Annotated in this window: 18 protein-coding genes; 7 read left to right on the top strand and 11 right to left on the bottom strand. The window is 74.4% G+C overall.

Annotation, left to right across the window (positions count from 1 at the left end):
• The first annotated feature begins 59 nt into the window (after positions 1-59).
• Positions 60-1,367 carry a serine hydrolase domain-containing protein gene (locus tag GA0070620_RS31595; RefSeq protein WP_091597277.1) on the top strand — a complete coding sequence of 436 codons (1,308 nt, stop codon included), beginning with the start codon at positions 60-62 and terminating at the stop codon, positions 1,365-1,367.
• Positions 1,368-1,507: 140 nt separating this feature from the next.
• Here the strand turns inward: GA0070620_RS31595 and GA0070620_RS31590 are convergent, their stop codons facing one another.
• Entirely contained in the window at positions 1,508-2,320 is an 813-nt protein-coding gene (locus GA0070620_RS31590; protein ID WP_091597274.1) for a DUF3097 domain-containing protein, read from the bottom strand.
• 162 nt (positions 2,321-2,482) lie between these two features.
• On the opposite strand from GA0070620_RS31590, the gene GA0070620_RS31585 reads away from it, so the two are divergent.
• On the top strand, positions 2,483-3,277 hold the full coding sequence (locus GA0070620_RS31585) for a hypothetical protein (RefSeq protein WP_091597272.1): 795 nt from the start codon (positions 2,483-2,485) through the stop codon (positions 3,275-3,277).
• Positions 3,278-3,308: 31 nt separating this feature from the next.
• Here the strand turns inward: GA0070620_RS31585 and GA0070620_RS31580 are convergent, their stop codons facing one another.
• From GA0070620_RS31580 to fabG, 7 genes are all read right to left on the bottom strand, one after another.
• Complete coding sequence (locus tag GA0070620_RS31580; protein WP_091597269.1) at positions 3,309-4,262, bottom strand: hypothetical protein; 954 nt, start codon at positions 4,260-4,262, stop codon at positions 3,309-3,311.
• Positions 4,259-4,750, bottom strand: a complete 492-nt coding sequence (locus GA0070620_RS31575; RefSeq protein WP_091597266.1) for a hypothetical protein — start codon at positions 4,748-4,750, stop codon at positions 4,259-4,261. Before GA0070620_RS31575 ends, GA0070620_RS31580 begins: the two co-directional genes overlap by 4 nt.
• A 3-nt stretch (positions 4,751-4,753) precedes the next feature.
• The gene (locus tag GA0070620_RS31570; protein ID WP_091597263.1) at positions 4,754-5,977 is read right to left on the bottom strand and encodes a macrolide family glycosyltransferase; all 1,224 of its coding nucleotides are present in this window, start codon (positions 5,975-5,977) and stop codon (positions 4,754-4,756) included.
• A 354-nt stretch (positions 5,978-6,331) separates the two neighbouring features.
• On the bottom strand, positions 6,332-7,111 hold the full coding sequence (locus GA0070620_RS31565; protein WP_091597260.1) for an HAD-IIA family hydrolase: 780 nt from the start codon (positions 7,109-7,111) through the stop codon (positions 6,332-6,334).
• A 30-nt stretch (positions 7,112-7,141) separates the two neighbouring features.
• Entirely contained in the window at positions 7,142-8,170 is a 1,029-nt protein-coding gene (locus GA0070620_RS31560) for a ferrochelatase (RefSeq protein ID WP_091597257.1), read from the bottom strand.
• Positions 8,171-8,224: 54 nt separating this feature from the next.
• Entirely contained in the window at positions 8,225-8,992 is a 768-nt protein-coding gene (fabI, locus tag GA0070620_RS31555) for an enoyl-ACP reductase FabI (protein WP_091597254.1), read from the bottom strand.
• Between the two features lie 36 nt (positions 8,993-9,028).
• Positions 9,029-9,733: a beta-ketoacyl-ACP reductase gene (fabG, locus tag GA0070620_RS31550; RefSeq protein ID WP_091597251.1), complete on the bottom strand. Its 705-nt coding sequence runs from the start codon at positions 9,731-9,733 to the stop codon at positions 9,029-9,031.
• Positions 9,734-9,888: 155 nt separating this feature from the next.
• Here fabG and GA0070620_RS31545 point away from each other — a divergent pair, with 155 nt between their 5' ends.
• The 5 genes from GA0070620_RS31545 (at position 9,889) to GA0070620_RS33090 (ending at position 14,369) form a co-directional block, all read left to right on the top strand.
• On the top strand, positions 9,889-11,127 hold the full coding sequence (locus GA0070620_RS31545; protein WP_091597248.1) for a sensor histidine kinase: 1,239 nt from the start codon (positions 9,889-9,891) through the stop codon (positions 11,125-11,127).
• A complete protein-coding gene (locus GA0070620_RS31540; RefSeq protein WP_091597246.1) occupies positions 11,124-11,786 on the top strand; it encodes a response regulator in 663 nt (220 codons plus the stop codon). The genes GA0070620_RS31545 and GA0070620_RS31540 overlap by 4 nt, the downstream gene beginning before the upstream one ends.
• A 97-nt stretch (positions 11,787-11,883) precedes the next feature.
• Positions 11,884-12,816 (top strand): alpha/beta hydrolase, encoded by a 933-nt coding sequence (locus tag GA0070620_RS31535; protein WP_091597243.1) that lies wholly within the window; start codon positions 11,884-11,886, stop codon positions 12,814-12,816.
• Positions 12,813-13,952: an acyltransferase family protein gene (locus GA0070620_RS31530; protein WP_091597242.1), complete on the top strand. Its 1,140-nt coding sequence runs from the start codon at positions 12,813-12,815 to the stop codon at positions 13,950-13,952. The genes GA0070620_RS31535 and GA0070620_RS31530 overlap by 4 nt, the downstream gene beginning before the upstream one ends.
• A gap of 267 nt (positions 13,953-14,219) precedes the next feature.
• Positions 14,220-14,369 carry a hypothetical protein gene (locus tag GA0070620_RS33090; protein WP_172836540.1) on the top strand — a complete coding sequence of 50 codons (150 nt, stop codon included), beginning with the start codon at positions 14,220-14,222 and terminating at the stop codon, positions 14,367-14,369.
• 82 nt (positions 14,370-14,451) lie between these two features.
• Here GA0070620_RS33090 and GA0070620_RS31525 read toward each other — a convergent pair whose 3' ends face one another.
• The 3 genes from GA0070620_RS31525 to GA0070620_RS31515 are packed head-to-tail and all read right to left on the bottom strand — an operon-like array spanning position 14,452 to position 17,479.
• On the bottom strand, positions 14,452-15,402 hold the full coding sequence (locus GA0070620_RS31525) for a VWA domain-containing protein (RefSeq protein ID WP_091597239.1): 951 nt from the start codon (positions 15,400-15,402) through the stop codon (positions 14,452-14,454).
• Positions 15,399-16,394 (bottom strand): DUF58 domain-containing protein, encoded by a 996-nt coding sequence (locus GA0070620_RS31520; RefSeq protein ID WP_172836539.1) that lies wholly within the window; start codon positions 16,392-16,394, stop codon positions 15,399-15,401. Before GA0070620_RS31520 ends, GA0070620_RS31525 begins: the two co-directional genes overlap by 4 nt.
• Positions 16,373-17,479, bottom strand: coding sequence for an AAA family ATPase (locus tag GA0070620_RS31515; protein ID WP_091597236.1), 1,107 nt, complete (start codon positions 17,477-17,479; stop codon positions 16,373-16,375). The genes GA0070620_RS31520 and GA0070620_RS31515 overlap by 22 nt, the downstream gene beginning before the upstream one ends.
• Between the last annotated feature and the right edge of the window lie 133 nt (positions 17,480-17,612).

The raw sequence follows: 17,612 nt of genomic DNA, 5'->3' as shown, positions 1-17,612 counted from the left end.
GCACCCACCGACCCCGCGGCCCACCGGGCCGACCGAAGCCCGCCGACCGAGGAGAACACGTGTCCCTGCTACCCGACACCGCCCGGCAGGTCGACGTCCTGGTCGCCCAGGCGCAGTCCGGCGGGCGTACGCCGTCGCTGGTCATGGGCATCGTCCGGGACGGCACCCTGGCCCACCTCGCCACCGCCGGCGAGCATCCCCGCCCGGACGCCGACCGCCAGTACCGCATCGGGTCGATCAGCAAGACCATGACCGCGACGCTGGTGATGCAGGAACGCGACGCCGGCCGGCTGGCCCTCGACGACCCGCTGGAGCAGCACCTGCCGGACACCGGCGTCGGCGCCCTCACCCTGCGCCAGTTGCTCGGGCACGCGAGCGGTCTGCAGCGCGAGCCGGAGGGCGAGTGGTGGGAGCGGGCCGAGGGCGTCGACCTGACCACCCTGCTGCGCGGGGTCAGCGCGGCGAAGATCGCCCACCCGGCGCACCGGACCTACCACTACTCGAACCTCGCGTACGGGCTGCTCGGCGGCGTCCTCGAACGGATCACCGGCACGCCCTGGGCGGAGCTGCTGCGACAGCGGATCCTGGAACCGCTGGGCATGCGCCGCACCACGTACGCGGCCACCGAACCCTTCGCCCGCGGCTACGTGGTGCACCCCTGGCACGGCACGCTGCGGGAGGAGCCGCGCACCGACACCGGGGCGATGGCGCCGGCCGGGCAGCTCTGGGCGACCGTCGAGGACCTGGCCCGGTGGGCGGCGTTCCTCGCCGACCCCGACCCCGAGGTCCTCGACCCGGCGACGCTGACCGAGATGTGCTCCCCGGTCGTGATCAGCGACCTCGACTCGTGGACCGGCGGGCACGGCCTCGGGCTGGAGCTCTACCGCGACGGGGACCGGGTGTACGTCGGGCACGGCGGGTCGATGCCCGGCTACGTCGCCGCCCTCGCGGTGCACCGCCCCTCCCGCACCGCCGCGGTCGGCTACGCCAACGCGTACGGCTTCGGCATCGGACGCCTCGGGCAGCGGATCCTGACCACCGTGCTGGACGCCGAGCCGGCGCTGCCCACCCCGTGGCGGCCGACCGCCGAGGCCCCGAGCGCCGAGGTGACGGACGTGACCGGCCGCTGGTGGTGGATGGGCGTACCCCTCGACGTCCGCTGGGACGCGGCCACCGGCGAGCTGGTCGGGCTGCTGCGCGGCGAGCGGGAGAGCCGGTACCGGCCGGAGGACACGGACCGCTGGCGCGGCCGGTCCGGCCCGGAGAACGGGGAGATTCTCGCGGTGCTGCGCGACCCGACCGGGCACCCGGTGGCGCTGGACATCGCCACCTTCGTCTTCACCCGCTCCCCCGACGAAACCCCCTGACCCGCTCGCGGCGCCCTCCCGCGCGGCGTCGATCTTGCACTTTCGGCCCGGCGGCTGTCCGATTTGCGGGCACTTGTCGGGGCAGAAAGTGCAAGATCGTGGGCTCAGGGGCCGGGCGAGCGCGGGGCGGGGCGGGGTGGTCAGGTTGGGTCGGTTACGAAGTCGATGAGGCGTTCCATCGCGTTGATGAGGGGGGTTTCGACGTCGGCGAAGCTGTCGACCCGGGACAGGATGTGCCGCCACATGTCCGCCGGCTCGGCCACGCCGAGGGCCGCGCAGACGCCCTCTTTCCACGGCCGTCCCGGTGGCACCACCGGCCACGCCGCGATACCCAGCGCCGCCGGCTTCACCGCCTGCCACACGTCCACGTAGGGGTGGCCGGTGACCAGCACGTGCGGGGAGGTCACCGTGGCGACGATGCGGCTCTCCTTGCTGCCGGGCACCAGGTGGTCGACCAGCACGCCCAGCCGCCGCCCGGGGCCGGGCGCGAACGCTCGCACCTCGTCGGAGAGGGCGTCGATGCCGTCGAGCGGCTCCACCACGACGCCCTCGATGCGCAGGTCGTCGCCCCAGATCCGCTCCACCAGCGCAGCGTCGTGCACCCCCTCCACCCAGATCCGGCTGGCCTTGGCGACCTGGGCGCGTACCCCCTCCACGGCGATCGAACCGGACGCGGTCCGGCGGCGGGGCGCCGGCGCCGACGTGCGGGTGGGACGGCGCAGCGTCACCGGCCGCCCGTCGAGCAGGAACGCCGCGGGCAGCAGCGGGAAGTTGCGCCGCCGGCCGTGGCGGTCCTCCAGCACCACCGCACCGGACTCGAAACCCACGACCGCGCCGCAGAAGCCCGAGTCGGCGTCCTCGACCACGAGATCGGGTTCGGCGTCGACCTCCGGAACGGTGCGGCGCCGCCGCCAGTCCCCCGCCAACACGTCACTCTCGTACCGCCCGCCCATGTCGATCACGCTAATCGCCGGGCCGCCGCACGACACGCCGCCGCGCCCTGGCGAGTCGGGCACAGGGCGGCCGGGGAGGGGTCGAAGCGGGCATTGGGGGCACGCGGCGCCGCCGGGGCGGCAGCCGAGACACAGCCCGTGGTGACCACGTACCCTTTCGGCATGTCCACCCCCGCAGCGGGCGCGGCGACGCTGGCGCCCCGCCGGTCGAGCCGGTTCGTTGCCTGGGTACGCGCGTGGCGTGCCGGGCTGGTGCCCTTCGACGAGGTCGCCGACGCGATCGCCGGCGACGAGGAGCACCTGGTCGCCGACGCGCCCGGCACCTGGACCGACGTGCCGCTCGGTCAGGCGCTGCCCACCCTGGCCAAGCTCTCACCCGACGAGATCCGCCTGGTGCTGCCGGCGCCCGGCGACCCGCGCGGGCTGCCCGGGCCGGGCGACTTCGCCGGCGCGGCGCTGCTCGCCGGAGAGGCGGTGGTGGCCGGCCCGCTGGGTCTGATCCCGCAGGTGCGGACGCACACCTCAGGCTCGGGCGACATGTTCGAGACGGTGCTGTGGCGGGTCTATCCGCTGCCGCCCGACGCGCCGTCGGCCTCGCTCACGCTGCCCGGCGCCGCCGAGGCGGAGGCGGAACTCGCCGCGGCGCTCGCCGAGACCACCGCCGCGCTCACCCGCCTGGACGTCGCCCAGTGGCGACCCGAGCTGGCCGGCGCGCTGGAGGCGCTGCGCCGCCCGGATGGCGCCACCGACCTGCCACCCGGCTTCGACCCGCGGGCCCGCCGGTTGTTCGCCCGCGCCGCCGTCCTGGACCGGGTGCTGGCGCTGGCCGGGCACGCCGCGCCGGGCGGCGCGGTCAACAACTACGAGGCTCAGCAGCGAGACGCGGCCCTGCGGCCGCTCACCACGGCGTGCCGGCAGGCGCTGGTCGCGGCCTGCAACGCCCCGCTGCGCCCCTGAGCTGAGGCCCGATCCGTGCGGTGTGCCCTGGTCACGCCGTTCCGGACGGCGGGCCGCCGGTCCCCGGGCTCGCGCTGAGACGATCCCGGATCAGCGCGATCACGGTCTCGGCGGTCCGGTCGAGGTGACTGCGGCCATCGGGTAGCCGGGCCTCCGGGCTGACGTAGCTGAGCGGACCGACGTGGGTGGCGGGGTCGAGCCGGTGCACCGCGATCTTTCCGTCGCGGTCGGCGCGGTTCCATCCACTCCGGCGGAACAACCGCCACCGCTGGGGGAACATCCGGGCCCCCACCCGCTCGATCCAGTCGCTGGCACTGGTGAGCTGGTCGAGGTGCTGGGCGTGGGTGACGTCGTTGGCGCCGTTGTGGAACCCGCCGAGCGTGATCAGCCAGAGCGGGGACCGCAGCTGGGACCAGAGTTCCTTCACCGCGCCGGTGGCGACCTGGGCGCCGCCGCTGTAACTGAGCAGGACCACGGGGACGCCGCTGTCGGGCCGGTAACCGGCGAGCCGGAGCTGAGCGGCGATCTGCGAGCCGACGGCGCGGTTGTAGAGGGGGCGGTACCGACGGTCGGCGGCGACGAAGATCTGCACCACGTTGTGCAGGAACAGCAGAAGCCCGACGCGGCGCCGCAGCCACACCCACACGGGCCGGTCGGCGAGCGGCTCGGCCAACGGGGAGTAGGGCTGCACCTGACCAAGCACCCTGAGCTCCGGCGCACCGGCGATGACCGCCTTGACCAGCCGTCCACCGTCACGGGTGTCGTGGAAGCGCCGTTTCCCGATGCCGTCCAGATAGACGAGGTAGGCGTCCGGGGGGCGCTCCGGATCGGCGCCCCGGGCGTAGGGCATGCCCCTGGGGAGTTCGGTGGTGGGCGTCCGCCAGCCAGCGGTGTAGGCCAGCACCTCGTAACGGGCGAGCAGAGCTTCGGCGAGCAGGATCGGGCCGAGCCCGCACAGCAGCAGCAGGAGCGCGAACTCGATCACGTGCGGGGCTCCGGTGCTCGTCTCGTGTTGAGCCGCGCGACAAGGCGCCGGACGCCTTCGACGGCGACGCCGAGCCCGATTCCCGCCACGGCCACGCAGCCGGCGGCGTCCCACCAACTGACTCCGACGAGCCTGGCGAGCGCGGTGGCGAGACCCGCCCCCACCCCCACCATCAGGATCAGGTGCAGCAGCGGCCCGAGCAGCGGGAACGCGAGGACCGCGGCGAGCAGCAGCGGGGCCGCCAGGCTCGGCGTCCAGCCCAGTGCGGCCCCGTCGGCCGAGGCGGTCGGCAGCACCAACTCGGCGAGCGTCCACGCGGTGAGCGGCCAGAGCGCGAACACCGCGCCGTCGACGATGGCGCCGGCCAGCATCAAGCCGACCACCCGGGTCCGCGAGGCGCCGGACAGCCGTGCCACCACGGGCAGGAGACGACCGGCGGCCTCGGACAGCCCGGCGAACAGCAGCAGGACGGTGACGATGGGAGACACGGTTCAGTCCCGCGGAGGCTGATCGGCGGAGTACGGGCGCGTGGCCCGCCGAATCTGCTGCACGTAGCGTTCGAGCTCGTCGGCGGCGCGCGCGTACCCGCCCGCCTCACGCTGAGCAACCTGCAGAGCGTTCACGCCGGCCCGGAACCGGGGCTCGTCGAGCAGGCGCCGGGCGAGGCCGCTCACCACCTCCACGTCGACGTCCTCGCCGCGGATCGAGAGTCCGGCTTCGAGCTCGACGACGCGGGACGCCACCAGCGACTGATCCGCTCCCTGCGGCACCACCAGCATCGGGACGCCGGCGTACAGGGCCTCGTTGACGCTGTTCACGCCGCCGTGCGTGATGAACAGCGCGGCTCGGGCCAGCACCTGCGGCTGCGGCACGGAGCGGTGGGCGATCACGTTGGCTGGCAGCGGACCGAGCACGGCGGGATCGGTGCGTCCAGTCGAGACGACCACGGTGCCACCCAGCGGGGCGAGCGCCTCGACGAAGCTGCGCAGCAGCCGCGGACCGGCCTCGAACACCGTGCCGAGCGAGGCGTACAGCACCGGGTCCCGCAGCCCGTCGGCCGGGAACGACGAGTCGACCGCGCGGGCGCCGACGCTCGCCCCGACGAACCGGTAGGACTCGTCGAAACTGTCGGCCGCGGGGTGGAACGCCCGGGAGGTGTAGACCAGGTTGAGCGGCTGACGGATGTTCGCCAGGTCGATCATGGGCACCGTGCGGGTGTCGTACCGGCGACGCAACTGCCAGCGCGACCTCAGGTACGCACCGGTGTGACGGGGCAGGGCCGCCGCCTCGGCGAGCATCTCCCGTGAGCCGTGGGTGGGGCTCGGCACCTGCCGGTTGAAGGCGAACGTGGTGAAGGACGAGGCTGCCGGCACGCCGAGTTCGCGGGCGGCGACCGGCCCCCACGGGCAGAGGGAGTCGTGCACGATCAGGTCGGGCTGGGCGTCGCGCAGATCGGCGAGGACACCGGGCAGCACCCGTACGGCGGTGCGTGCGAGGTGCGCCATCAGGGTGACCCGCGTCGGCGGGCCGGAGAAGGCCAGCTCATCCCCGGAATAGCGGAGCACCCGCGCGCCGGTGGCCCCGACCGCCTCGGCGAAGTCGGGCGTCACGTGGTAGTTGACGGGGTGGCCACGACGGACGAGCTCGGCCACGACCGGGAGCGTCGGGTTGATGTGCCCGTGCATGGCGATGTTGAGGAAGGCGACCGTGCTCATCGGCCGAACCCGGGCGGGAGTGGAGCCACTGCTCGACAGCGCGTAGCGATCATGATCCGCCTTCCTCGCCCGACGCCGCGACAGCGTCCGTTCGCGCCGGTGCGGCAGCCGCTTCGGGATCTCGGTCTGGGCCGGCAAGCGCAGCGCAGCCACCGCATGGGCTGCCTGTCCGGACAGCAGTCGCATGTGCGGTGGCCGCTGGTCACAGCGTAGACGTTGCCGTCTGCCGGCACGCCGCGGACCAGGCACTCACCCGACGTGCCGCGGTCCGCGCCCGAGGGTTACCACGGACGCGGACAGGCTTCGATCGACCGCCCCAGGACGGTCGGTGTGCGGCGCCGGTGGTGCGGTCGGTCAGAGCTCGTCGATCAGGTCGGCCACCGACTCGACGATCCGCGACGGACGGTACGGGTAGCGCTCGGCCTCGGCCCGGGTGCTGATGCCGGTCAGCACGAGGATCGTCTCCAACCCGGCCTCCAGGCCACAGAGGATGTCGGTGTCCATCCGGTCGCCGATCATCGCGGTGCTCTCCGAGTGCGCGTTGATCGTGTTCAGGGCGGACCGCATCATCATCGGGTTCGGCTTGCCGACGAAGTACGGCTCGACGCCGGTCGCCTTCGAGATCATCGCGGCGACGGAACCGGCGGCCGGCAGGGCGCCCTCGACGGACGGCCCGGTCACGTCCGGGTTGGTGCAGATGAACCGCGCCCCGTCGTTGATCAGGCGGATGGCCTTGGTGATCGCCTCGAAGCTGTAGGTGCGGGTCTCCCCCAGCACCACGTAGTCCGGGGCGTAGTCGGTCAGCACGTAGCCCACCGCGTGCAGCGCCGTGGTCAGCCCCGCCTCGCCGATGACGTACGCGGTGCCGCCCGGCCGCTGGTCGCCGAGGAACTGGGCGGTGGCCAGCGCGGACGACCAGATGGCCTCCTCCGGCACGTGCAGACCCATCCGGCCCAGCCGGGCCGTCAGGTCCCGAGGTGTGTAGATCGAGTTGTTGGTGAGCACCAGGAACGGCTTGCCGGAGGCGCGCATCCGCTCGACGAACTCCGGCGCACCGGGCACGGGCTGGCCCTCGTGCACCAGGACACCGTCCATGTCGGTGAGCCAGCTCTCGACGGGCTTACGGTCATTCATCGCTGATCCCAGGGGTGAGGTCGAGTCGGGTCACGGCCGGCGTGCCGGTACGCAGCACACCGTCGGGCAGATGTCCCACAGCGGCAGCTCCCCGAGGCGGCGGCGCAGCCGGGCCCCGTCGGGGTCGGTCCGCTCCAGCACCAGTTCGCGGACCATCGCGACGAAACGGGGGTCGACGCCGGGGGTGGCCGCGCGGGCGAAGTCGAGGCCGAGCCGCCGAGCGGTGTCGCGGGCCTCGGTGTCCAGGTCCCAGACCACCTCCAGGTGGTCGGAGACGAACCCGATCGGGCTCACCACCACGCCCGTGACGCCCTTCTCCGCCAGCACGGCCAGGTGGTCGTTGACGTCCGGCTCCAGCCACGGCACCTGCGGCGGGCCGGAGCGGCTCTGCCACACCAGGTCGTACGGCAGGTCGGGGGCGGCCGCGGCGGCGACCAGGGCGGCGGTCTCGCGCAGCTGCGCCTCGTACCGGCCGCCGTGCGGGCCGGCGCTGGCGGCCATCGACGTCGGCACCGAGTGGGCGGTGAACACCAGACGGGTGGTGTCGCGCCGCGCCGGGTCGAGTTGGCCCAGCGCGGCCCGCACCGCGTCGACGTGCGGCTCGACGAAGCCGGGGTGGTCCCAGAACTGGCGGAGCTTCTCGATCACCGGGGCGTCCGGGCCGACCGCCGCCCGGGCCGCCGCGATGTCCTCCTGGTACTGCCGGCAGGAGGAGTAGCCACCGTACGCGCTGGTGACGAACGCCAGGGCGTTGGTCACTCCGTCGTCGCGCATCTGCGTCACGGTGTCGGCGAGCATCGGGTGCCAGTTCCGGTTGCCCCAGTAGACCGGCAGGTCGATCCCGTTGGCGGCGAAGTCGGCTCGGATCGCGGCGATCAGTTCGCGGTTCTGCTGGTTGATCGGGGAGACACCGCCGAAGTGTTGGTAGTGCTCGGCGACCTCGGCCAGCCGCTCCGGCGGCACACCGCGCCCCCGGGTGACGTTCTGCAGGAACGGCATCACGTCCTCGGGCCGCTCCGGCCCCCCGAAGCTGACCAGCACCACCGCGTCGTACGCCATGGCTCCATTCTTCCCCGACCACCGGGACGGTCCGGCGGCCACCCCGGGACCGCGTCAGGCGCCGAGGGCGTGGTAGCCGCCGTCGACGTGCACGATCTCGCCGGTGGTGGCCGGGAACCAGTCCGAGAGCAGGGCCAGGCACGCCCGGGCGGCCGGCTCCTGGTCGGTCAGGCTCCAGCCGAGCGGGGCGCGCTCGGTCCAGGCGTCCTCGAACTGCTCGAAGCCGGGGATCGACTTCGCGGCCATGGTGCGCAGCGGCCCGGCGGAGACCAGGTTGCTGCGGATGCCCTGCTTGCCGAGGTGCAGCGCCAGGTAGCGGGAGGCGGACTCCAGCCCGGCCTTGGCCACGCCCATCCAGTCGTACACCGGCCACGCCTTCGTCGCGTCGAAGGTGAGACCGACCACCGAGCCGCCGGCGGACATCAGCGGCAGCGCGGCCACCGCGAGGGACTTGTAGGAGTACGTCGAGACGTGCAGCGCGGTCGCCACGTCCTCCCACGGCGCGTCGAGGAAGCCGCCGCCGAGGCAGCTCTGCGGCGCGAAGCCGATCGAGTGCACGACGCCGTCCAGGCCGTCGACGTGCTCGCGGACCTTGTCGGCCAGCCCGGCCAGGTGCTCCGGGTTCGTCACGTCGAGCTCGATCACCGGGGCCGGCTCGGGCAGCCGCTTGGCGATGCGCTCCACCAGCGAGAGCCGCCCGAAACCGGTCAGCACGACCTGCGCGCCGTTCTCCTGGGCGAGCTTCGCCACCGAGAAGGCGATCGAGGCGTCGGTGATGACGCCGGTGACCAGCAGCCGCTTACCGGCCAGGAGTCCGGACATGCAGGAGTTCCTCCGTCTGTGTCGTGGTGATCTGCGTCAGTGGCCCATGCCGAGGCCGCCGTCGACCGGGATGACGGCGCCGGAGACGTAGCCCGCGCTGTCGCTCGCCAGCCAGGTGACCACGGCGGCGACCTCGTCCGGGGTGGCCATGCGGCCCGCCGGGATCGACTTGCGGATCTCCGCCTTGCGCTCCTCGGAGAGGACGGCGGTCATGTCGGTGTCGATGAAACCGGGCGCCACCACGTTCGCGGTGATGTTGCGGCTGCCCAGCTCCCGGGTGATCGAGCGGGCCACCCCGACCAGGCCGGCCTTGCTGGCCGCGTAGTTGACCTGGCCGGCGCCGCCGGAGAGGCCGACCACCGACGAGACGAAGATCATGCGGCCCCACTTGGCGCGCAGCATCTTGCCGGAGGCGCGCTTGGCGCAGCGGAAGGCCCCGGTCAGGTTGGTGTCCAGCACCCGGGTGAACTGCTCCTCGGACATCCGCAGCAGCAGCGTGTCGTCGGTGATCCCGGCGTTGGCGACCAGCACCTCGACCGGCCCCAGCTCCGCCTCGATCGTGGTGAACGCCGCGTCCAGCGACTCGGTGTCGGTCACGTCACACCGGACGCCGAAGAGCCCGTCGGGGGCCTCACCGCTGCGGTGCGTGACCGCCACCCGGTCGCCCTGCTTGGCGAAGGCCTGCGCGATGGCCAGGCCGATTCCCCGGTTGCCGCCGGTCACCAGCACGGTACGGGACACGGTTCCCCCTTGCACGTCATCAGCACGGACGGGTCGGAGCCTAGGCGTTACCGGCAGGTAAGCGCTAACGCCGCGTACATCACACCGAGGTACGACACCCGGATCAACCTCTGGTGGCACGCCCACGGCACGGGCCTCGTCGTAGCCTCCCGAAGGTGAACCGGCAACCGATCGCGACGGCCCTCGGAGGCCTCCGGCAGACAGTGCTGGGCCCGGACGCCCCGCCCACTCGACGGCTGCTGGCCCGCTGGCCCCGGCTCGACCGGTACGCCGCCCCGGTCGGGTTGCTGGCCGCGCTCGGTCTGTTCTGGATCACGTTCGCCGTGGAGAGCGACTGGGGCCTCCCGGCGCCGATCGCGGTGCTGTTCGCGGCGATGACGGTGGCGCCGCTGCTGGCGCTGCCCCGGCGGCCGCTGCTGGCGTGGCGGCTGACGGTGCTGGCCCTGCTCGTCTGCACGTTCAACGCCCCGACCGACTCGCCCGGCCCGTGGACTCCGCCGCTGGCGCTCGGGTCGATAGTGGTGGTCGCCGTGGTCCTCGCGCGGGTCGACCGGCCGGTGCTGGCCTGGGTGGTGGCGATCACCGCGGTGCCGGTGCTCACCCTGGTGCACCCGGAGAACCGGGCCGCCGTCCTGGCGTTGCTCGGCGCGCTGGCGATCGTCGGCGACCTGGTCCGGCGTAACCGGTTGTCCCGCCGCGAGCTGGCCGCGCAGACCGAGCGCAACGAGCGGGAGCAGGAACGCCGCGCGGTGCTGGAGGAGCGCACCCGGATCGCCCGGGAACTGCACGACGTGGTGGCCCACCACATGTCGCTGATCGCGGTGCAGGCGGAGACCGCGCCGTACCGGCTGACCGCGGTGCCGGCGACGACCGCCGAGGAGTTCGCCGCCATCGCCGCGTCGGCCCGTGGCGCGCTGACCGACATGCGGCGGCTGCTCGGGGTGCTGCGCAGCGAGGCGACCGGCCCGCAGACCGCGCCGCAGCCCGACCTGGCGGACCTGCCCGACATGGTGGCGGCAGCCGGTCGGGCCGGGATGCCGGTGAGCCTGGACGTGACGTCCGAGATGGACGAGCCGGTGCCCGCGCCGGTCGGGCTGGCCGCCTACCGCATCGTGCAGGAAGGGCTGGCCAACGCGGCCCGACACGCGCCGGGGGCCGCGGTGCGGGTCGCCGTCCATCCCGGCCGCTCCAGCCTGGTGGTACGGGTGGAGAACGAGCCGACCGCCGGACCGGCCGTCGGGGTGACCACCGAGGCCGGCACCGGGCACGGGCTGACCGGCATGCGGGAACGCGCGACCTCGCTGGGCGGTACGTTCAGCGCCGCGCCGCTGCCCGGCGGGGGTTACCGGGTGGTGGCCGAACTGCCGTACGACGGGGAGGGCCCAGGACGATGATCAAGGTGCTGATCGCCGACGACCAGGCCATGGTGCGGCAGGGCTTCGGCGCGCTGCTCGCCGCTCAGCCGGACCTGCTGGTGGTCGGCGACGCCGCGAACGGCGCGGACGCCGTTACCGCCGCCCGCCGACTCGACCCGGACGTGGTGCTGATGGACGTCCGGATGCCGGTGCTCGACGGGCTCGCCGCCACCCGGAAACTGCTCGGCGACCAGCCCTCCGATCGGCCGCGGGTGCTCATCCTCACCACCTTCGACCTGGACGACTACGTCTACGAGGCGCTACGCGCCGGAGCCAGCGGGTTCCTGCTCAAGGACGCCCCCGCCGCCGACCTGGTGCACGCGGTCCGGGTGGTCGCGGCCGGGGACGCGCTGCTCGCTCCGGCGGTGACCCGCCGGCTGATCGCCGAGTTCGCGGCGCGACCCGACCGGCGTCGACCCCGGCCGACGGCACTGGTCGCGCTGACGGCCCGGGAGACCGAGGTGCTGCGGCTGATCGCCCGCGGTCGGTCCAACCAGGAGATCGCCGCCGACCTGGTGGTCGCCGAGCAGACCGTGAAGACGCACGTCGGGCGGATCCTGGCCAAGCTGCACCTGCGCGACCGGGCCCAGGCCGTCGTGCTGGCGTACGAGACGGGGCTGGTCGAGGCCGGCGGGTAGCCCCCGGGTAGCGGATCAGGGACCGCTCCCCGGGGTGACGCCCACCCCGCCGCCCGGGCCGCACCCTCCCACCGGAGTTTCCGGAAGGGAGAGCCCCATGCACCGCACCCGTGCCACCCGGGCCGCGCTGGCCGTCCTGCTCGGCGTCGGACTGGTCCTGCCCACCCCGCCGGAGCCGGTCACCGCGGCCGGTTTCGTCGAGGCGTACCCGGCCACCGCCGCGGCGATGCGGGCGGCCGGCCCGCCGTACGCCGACTGGGTCGGCGCGGGCCGCCGCTTCCTGCTGTTCGACCCGCGCGGTGACGGCCGGGCCGTGGAGGTCCGGGGCGACCTGGCCGTCGCGGACCGGATCGTCGTGCTGGTCCCGGGCGTGGGCAGCACGCTGCGCGACTTCGACCGGGGGCTGGGCGGGGTGCCCCGGCGTGCGCCGGCGGTGCAGGCCGGCGAACTGCACCGGGCAATGCGGGCGGCCGACCCGGACGCGCGGGTGGCGGTGCTGGCCTGGCTCGGCTACGACCCGCCGGACGGGGTGCTCGCGGCGGCCGGGCCGGCGGACGCCCGCGCCGGCGCCGTCGCACTGCGCGGACTGCTGCGCGGGTTGGCCGCCCGGCGTCCCGGTGCCACAGTGACGCTGGTCGGGCACAGCTATGGCGCGCTGGTCGCCGGGCTGGCCGTCCGGGGCGCGCCGGCGCAGGTGACCGACGTGGTGACGCTGGGCGGGGTCGGGACGGGGGTCGACCGTGCCGCGGCGCTCGGCACCGGGCGGCGGGTCTGGGCCGCGGAGGCGCCGGACGACTGGATCCGCCGGGTGCCGCAGGTCCGCCTGCCCGGTCTGGGACACGGCCGGCGGCCGGCCGACCCGGCCTTCGGCGCGTACGCCCTGCCGGTGGCCGGGGCGCACGGGCACGACGGGTACCTCGTTCCGGGCAGCGCGACGCTGGCCGCGGTGGCCGCGGTCGCGTTGACCGGCGCCGCCGACCCCGCGGCCACCGCGCGGACCGCGGACGCGGGTGCGGGGGTGGCCCGGTGAGCCGGGACCGGGCGGTCGACGCGCTGCGGGGTTACGCCATCGCCGGGGTGGTGCTCGGGCACTGGCTGGTGACCGGCCTGGTGCTCGCCCCCGACGGTTCGCTGCACCAGGCCAGCCCGCTGGCCGCGATGCCGGCCCTGGCGCCGGCCACCTGGCTGCTGCAGACCCTCGGCCTGTTCTTCTTCACCGCCGGGTACGCCTCGGCCCGCTCCGCCGCCCGGCACCGGGGCTCCGGCCGTTGGCTCGCCCACCGGCTGCGCCGGCTGGTGCTGCCCGCCATCGCCCTGCTCGGCACCGGCGCCGCGGTGCTGCTGGCGGCCACCGTCGCCGGCACCCCGGACGACGCCCTGGCGGTCGCCCTGACCCTGGCGGTGAGCCCGCTGTGGTTCCTGCTGCCGCTCTGCGCGCTGATGGCGCTGACCGGTCCGCTACGCGCCGCCGTACGCCGCTGGGGTCCCGGGTGGTGCGCCGCGCCCGCGGTCGTCGTGGTGGCCGGGGCGGACCTGGCCGTCCGACTGCTGCCGTCGGCCGACGCCCTGCTGCCGGTCAGCCTGCTGGCCGCCTGGGCGGTGCCCTACCTGCTCGGTCTGGCGCACGCCGACGGTCGGCTCGCCGGGCGACGGGCGGCGGCCGCGCTCGCGGTCGGTGGCGCGATCGGCCTGGCCGTCCTGATCGCCGCCGGCTATCCGGCCAGCGCCGTGGGGGTACCGGGCGCGGCGACGTCCAACCTGAACCCGCCGTCGCTCGTGGCGGTCACGCTGGCTGGCGCCCAGATCGGGCTGGGTCTGCTCGCCCGACCGGCGCTGCTCCGGTTCACCAGCCGGCCCCTCCCGGCACGAGCGGTGGAGGCGGTCAACCGGAACGCGATGCGGATCTACCTGTGGCACCAGCCGGTGCTGGTCGGGGTCGCCGCGCTCACCGCCCGCCTCGCGGGGACGCTGCCCGGACTGCACACCCCGCCGGACGGCCCGGGCTGGGTGGTCGCCCGCGGCTGCTGGCTGCCCGTCCTCGCCGTCGTGCTGGCGATCCTGGTCGCTCGGCGACGGGCCGCGCCGGTCCCGTCCCGGGCCGCCCGCACCCGAGTTCCGGGCGGTCCGGAACGGGTCGGTTCCACCGCCCGGGAGGGGGTGCGCTGACCGGTCGGCCGACTGCGCGGTCACGCTCCTTCGGGTGTACAGTGATCGACGTTCCGGGCCCCGCCGACCGCAGGAGGTGATCGCTGTGCGAGATAGCGATCCTCCCAGTCGTGGCCGGGCCGATCGTCAGCCCCGCTGAGCCACGGCTGCAGCAGGTGAGCTGACCCAGCTCCGCTCCCGCACTCCCCCGCCCCGGTCGTCAGCCAGGGGCAGCGGTCTGCGCCGCCCGTCATCGGCGGTCCGGGAGCCGCCCGGTCACGACTTCGTGTGCGCGTCCTGATCCACCCCACGGCCCCACCCGCCCGCGGGCCGTCCAGTCGCCACCCGGAGCTTCCCATGAGCCGTTACGTCGCCCCGCTCGGGTTCACCCTCGCCGCCGTCTGGGTGGCCGTCATCTTCGTCCTGGCCGGTCACTGACCCGCGCCGCCAGCCACGCCGACCCGCCGTCCCCGGGGCCGGCCGACCGGAAACTCCGGCCGGTCCCGAGGGCGGCCGGCCGTCACAGCATCCGCGACGACCAGAGCAGGCTGAGCGCGCCCGCGCAGAGCGCGAGCAGCAGCGCGATCCCGGCGTACCACTGGGTGATCTCGCGCGGCTCCGTCCGGAACCCGATCGAGCTGCCCATGTCCTGGTAGACCTGCTTCAGCTCGCTCACCGAGGCCGCCTCGTAGAAGTACCCCTCGGTGGTCTCCGCCAGCTCCGCCAGGGCCAGCCGGTCCACCGGCACCCGCTGCAACTGCCCGCCGATGTCCACCTGCCCGGCGTCCGTGCCGAACGCGATGGTGGAGACCGGCACGTTCGCCGCCTGCGCCGCCGCGGCCGCCTCCTCCACCGCGCGGCCCGAGGTCCGGTACCCGTCGGAGAGCAGCACGATGCGCGCCGGCGGGATCCCGGCGGCACCGTCCGCGGGCACCGACCGGATCGCCTCCAGACAGGTGAAGACCGCCTCGCCGGTCGCGGTCGCCTCGGCCAGCACCAGCCCGTCGATCGCGCTGGTCACGGCGCCCCGGTCCTTGGTGGGCGGCACCAGCACGTTCGCCGACTTGGCGAACGAGACCAGCCCCAGGTTGTACGTCTCCGGCAGCTCGCCGACGAACTGCTTCGCCGCCTCCTGCGCGGCCTCCAGGCGGTTCGGCGCCACGTCGTCGGCCTGCATCGACAGCGACACGTCGATGGCGAGCATCACGGTCGCGCGTTCCAGCGGCTCGCGGGTGTCCATCGCCGGACGCGCCAGCGCGGTGGAGAGCACGAGCAGGCAGAGCAGGAACGCGGTCGCCGGCACGTGCCGCCGCCAGCCCAACCCCTTCGGGGCGACGGTACGCAGCAGGTCCACGTTGGTGAACCGCATCGCGTACGCCCGGCGGTGCAGCTGCCGCCAGACGTACAGCGCGGCGAGGGCGAGCACCGGCAGCACGGCCAGCAGCCACCACGGTTGCAGAAAACGGATCATCGTGTCGTCCCCCGGGTGCGGGCGTGCCGCTGCGCGGCCACGAAACGCACCATGTCCAGCAGCCAGTCTCGATCGGTACGCAGGCGCAGGTGGGCGGCGCCGGCGGAGCGCAGCGCGGTGGAGATCGCCGCGCGTTGGGCCGCGGCCGCCTCGGCATAGCGGTGACGCAGCCCGGGATCGGCGGTCTGCACCTCGTGCAGCTCCCCGGTCTCCGGGTCGACCACCGGGAGCACGCCCACGTCGGGCAGCTCCAGCTCGCGCGGGTCGACCACCTCGATGGCCAGCACGTCGTGGCGTACCCGCAGCTTGCGCAGCGGCCGCGCCCACTGCTCCGGCGGGGCGAGGAAGTCGGAGATGACCACCGCGACGCCGCGCCGCCGGGGCGGCCGGTTGAGCATGTCGACCAGCGCCCCGAGGTCACTGCGCCCCGGTCGCAGCTCGGTGCCGGCCAGCGCCCGCAGCAGCCCCTGCGCCTCCCGTCGGCCGGAGCGGGCGGGCAGCCGGGTCAGCACCCCGGGCCCCGCGACCGGCGGGCGACGGCGCCACCCGGCCGGCGCGGCCGTGCCGCCGCCGGTGCCGACGACCGCGCCGACGCGGTTACCGCCCCGGACCGTCAGGTGGGTGATGGCGGCAGCCGCCGCGACCACCACCTCACGCTTGAGCCACCGACCGGTGCCGAAGTCCAGGCTGGCGGAGAGGTCCACCGCCAGCCACGTCTCCAGTTCCCGGTCGGCGACCGTACGCCGGACGTGCGCCGTCGTGGTCCGCGCGGTCACCGGCCAGTCCATCCGGCGTACGTCGTCCCCGGGCCGGTACTCCCGCGACTCGCCCGCCTCGCTGCCGGGGCCGGGCAGCAGACCGGCGTAGTCGCCCTGGAGCAGCCCGTCCAGTTTGCGAGTGACGAGCAGCTGGAGCCGGGACAGGACGGCTTCGGAGCGGTCGCCGGTGGCGGGGCGAGGGGTGGCTGAGGTCACGGGCGCGGCCCGGGCCACCCGGCACCCGGCGGCGGGGTGCTCGGCGTCGGCGTGGCCTGCTGCCGGGGCGCGACCGAGGGCAGCGGGATGGTGGACATCACCCGGTGGACGATGTGGTCGGCGGGCACGTCATCGGCGAGGGCGTCGTAGCTGAGCACGAGGCGGTGGCGCAGGATGTCCGGGGCGATGTCCTGGACGTCCTGGGGCAGCGCGTAGTCCCGGCCGCGCAGCAGCGCCAGCGCCCGGGTGGCCCGCACCAGGCCGAGCGAGGCGCGAGGGCTGGCGCCGTACTGGATGAGCTGCGCGACGTCCGGCATGCCGTGCTCGGCGGGCGCGCGGGTGGCGAGCACCAGCCGGACCGCGTAGTCGACGAGCGCGTTGTGCACGAAGACCTGGTCGGCCTTGCGCTGCAGGGCGAGCAGGTCGGGGGTGCTGAACACCGGCGCCGGCTCCGGGGCGGCCACCCCCATCCGGTAGACGATCTCGCGCTCCTCGGCGTCGGTCGGGTAGCCGACGACGATCTTCATGAGGAAGCGGTCGCGCTGCGCCTCCGGCAGCGGGTAGACGCCCTCCTGCTCGATCGGGTTCTGGGTGGCCATCACCAGGAACGGGTCCGGCACCTTGTGGGTCTCGCCACCGATGGACACCTGCTTCTCGCTCATCACCTCCAGCAGCGCCGACTGGACCTTGGCCGGGGCCCGGTTGATCTCGTCGGCGAGCAGGAAGTTGACGAACACCGGGCCCAGCTCGACGTCGAACTTCTCGCTGGACTGCCGGTAGATGCGGGTGCCCATGATGTCGGCGGGCACGAGGTCGGGGGTGAACTGCACTCGGGCGAACGAACCGCCGACGACCTTGGCGAGGGTCTCCACCGCCAGGGTCTTGGCCACGCCGGGCACGCCCTCCAGCAGGCAGTGACCGCGGGCGAGCAGCGCGACCACCATCCGCTCCACCATCCGGTCCTGCCCGACGATCACCTTCTTGATCTCGAACAGCGCCCGCTCCAGCAGCGTCGCGTCCTCGGCGGGCGTGGTCGCCGGCGCGGAGCTCTGCGGCGCCGCTCCGTTCGGGGTCGGGGCGTCGGGCGTGGTCGGCTGGGCCACCGGTCCTCCACAGCTTCATCGGTTGTCGCGGCTGGTGCGTATCAAGACTCGCATGCCCGGCTGAGTACGGAGGTGGGGGAAACCCGATTTTCGCCACGCCGTCCCGGTGGTTCGAATCGCCACACACGGGGTG

Origin of the sequence: Micromonospora krabiensis (assembly GCF_900091425.1) — a bacterium.
Taxonomy (GTDB): Bacteria; Actinomycetota; Actinomycetes; order Mycobacteriales; family Micromonosporaceae; genus Micromonospora; species Micromonospora krabiensis.
Note: the sequence above shows the minus strand (reverse complement) of the source record. Positions and strands in the feature narration are given on the sequence as shown.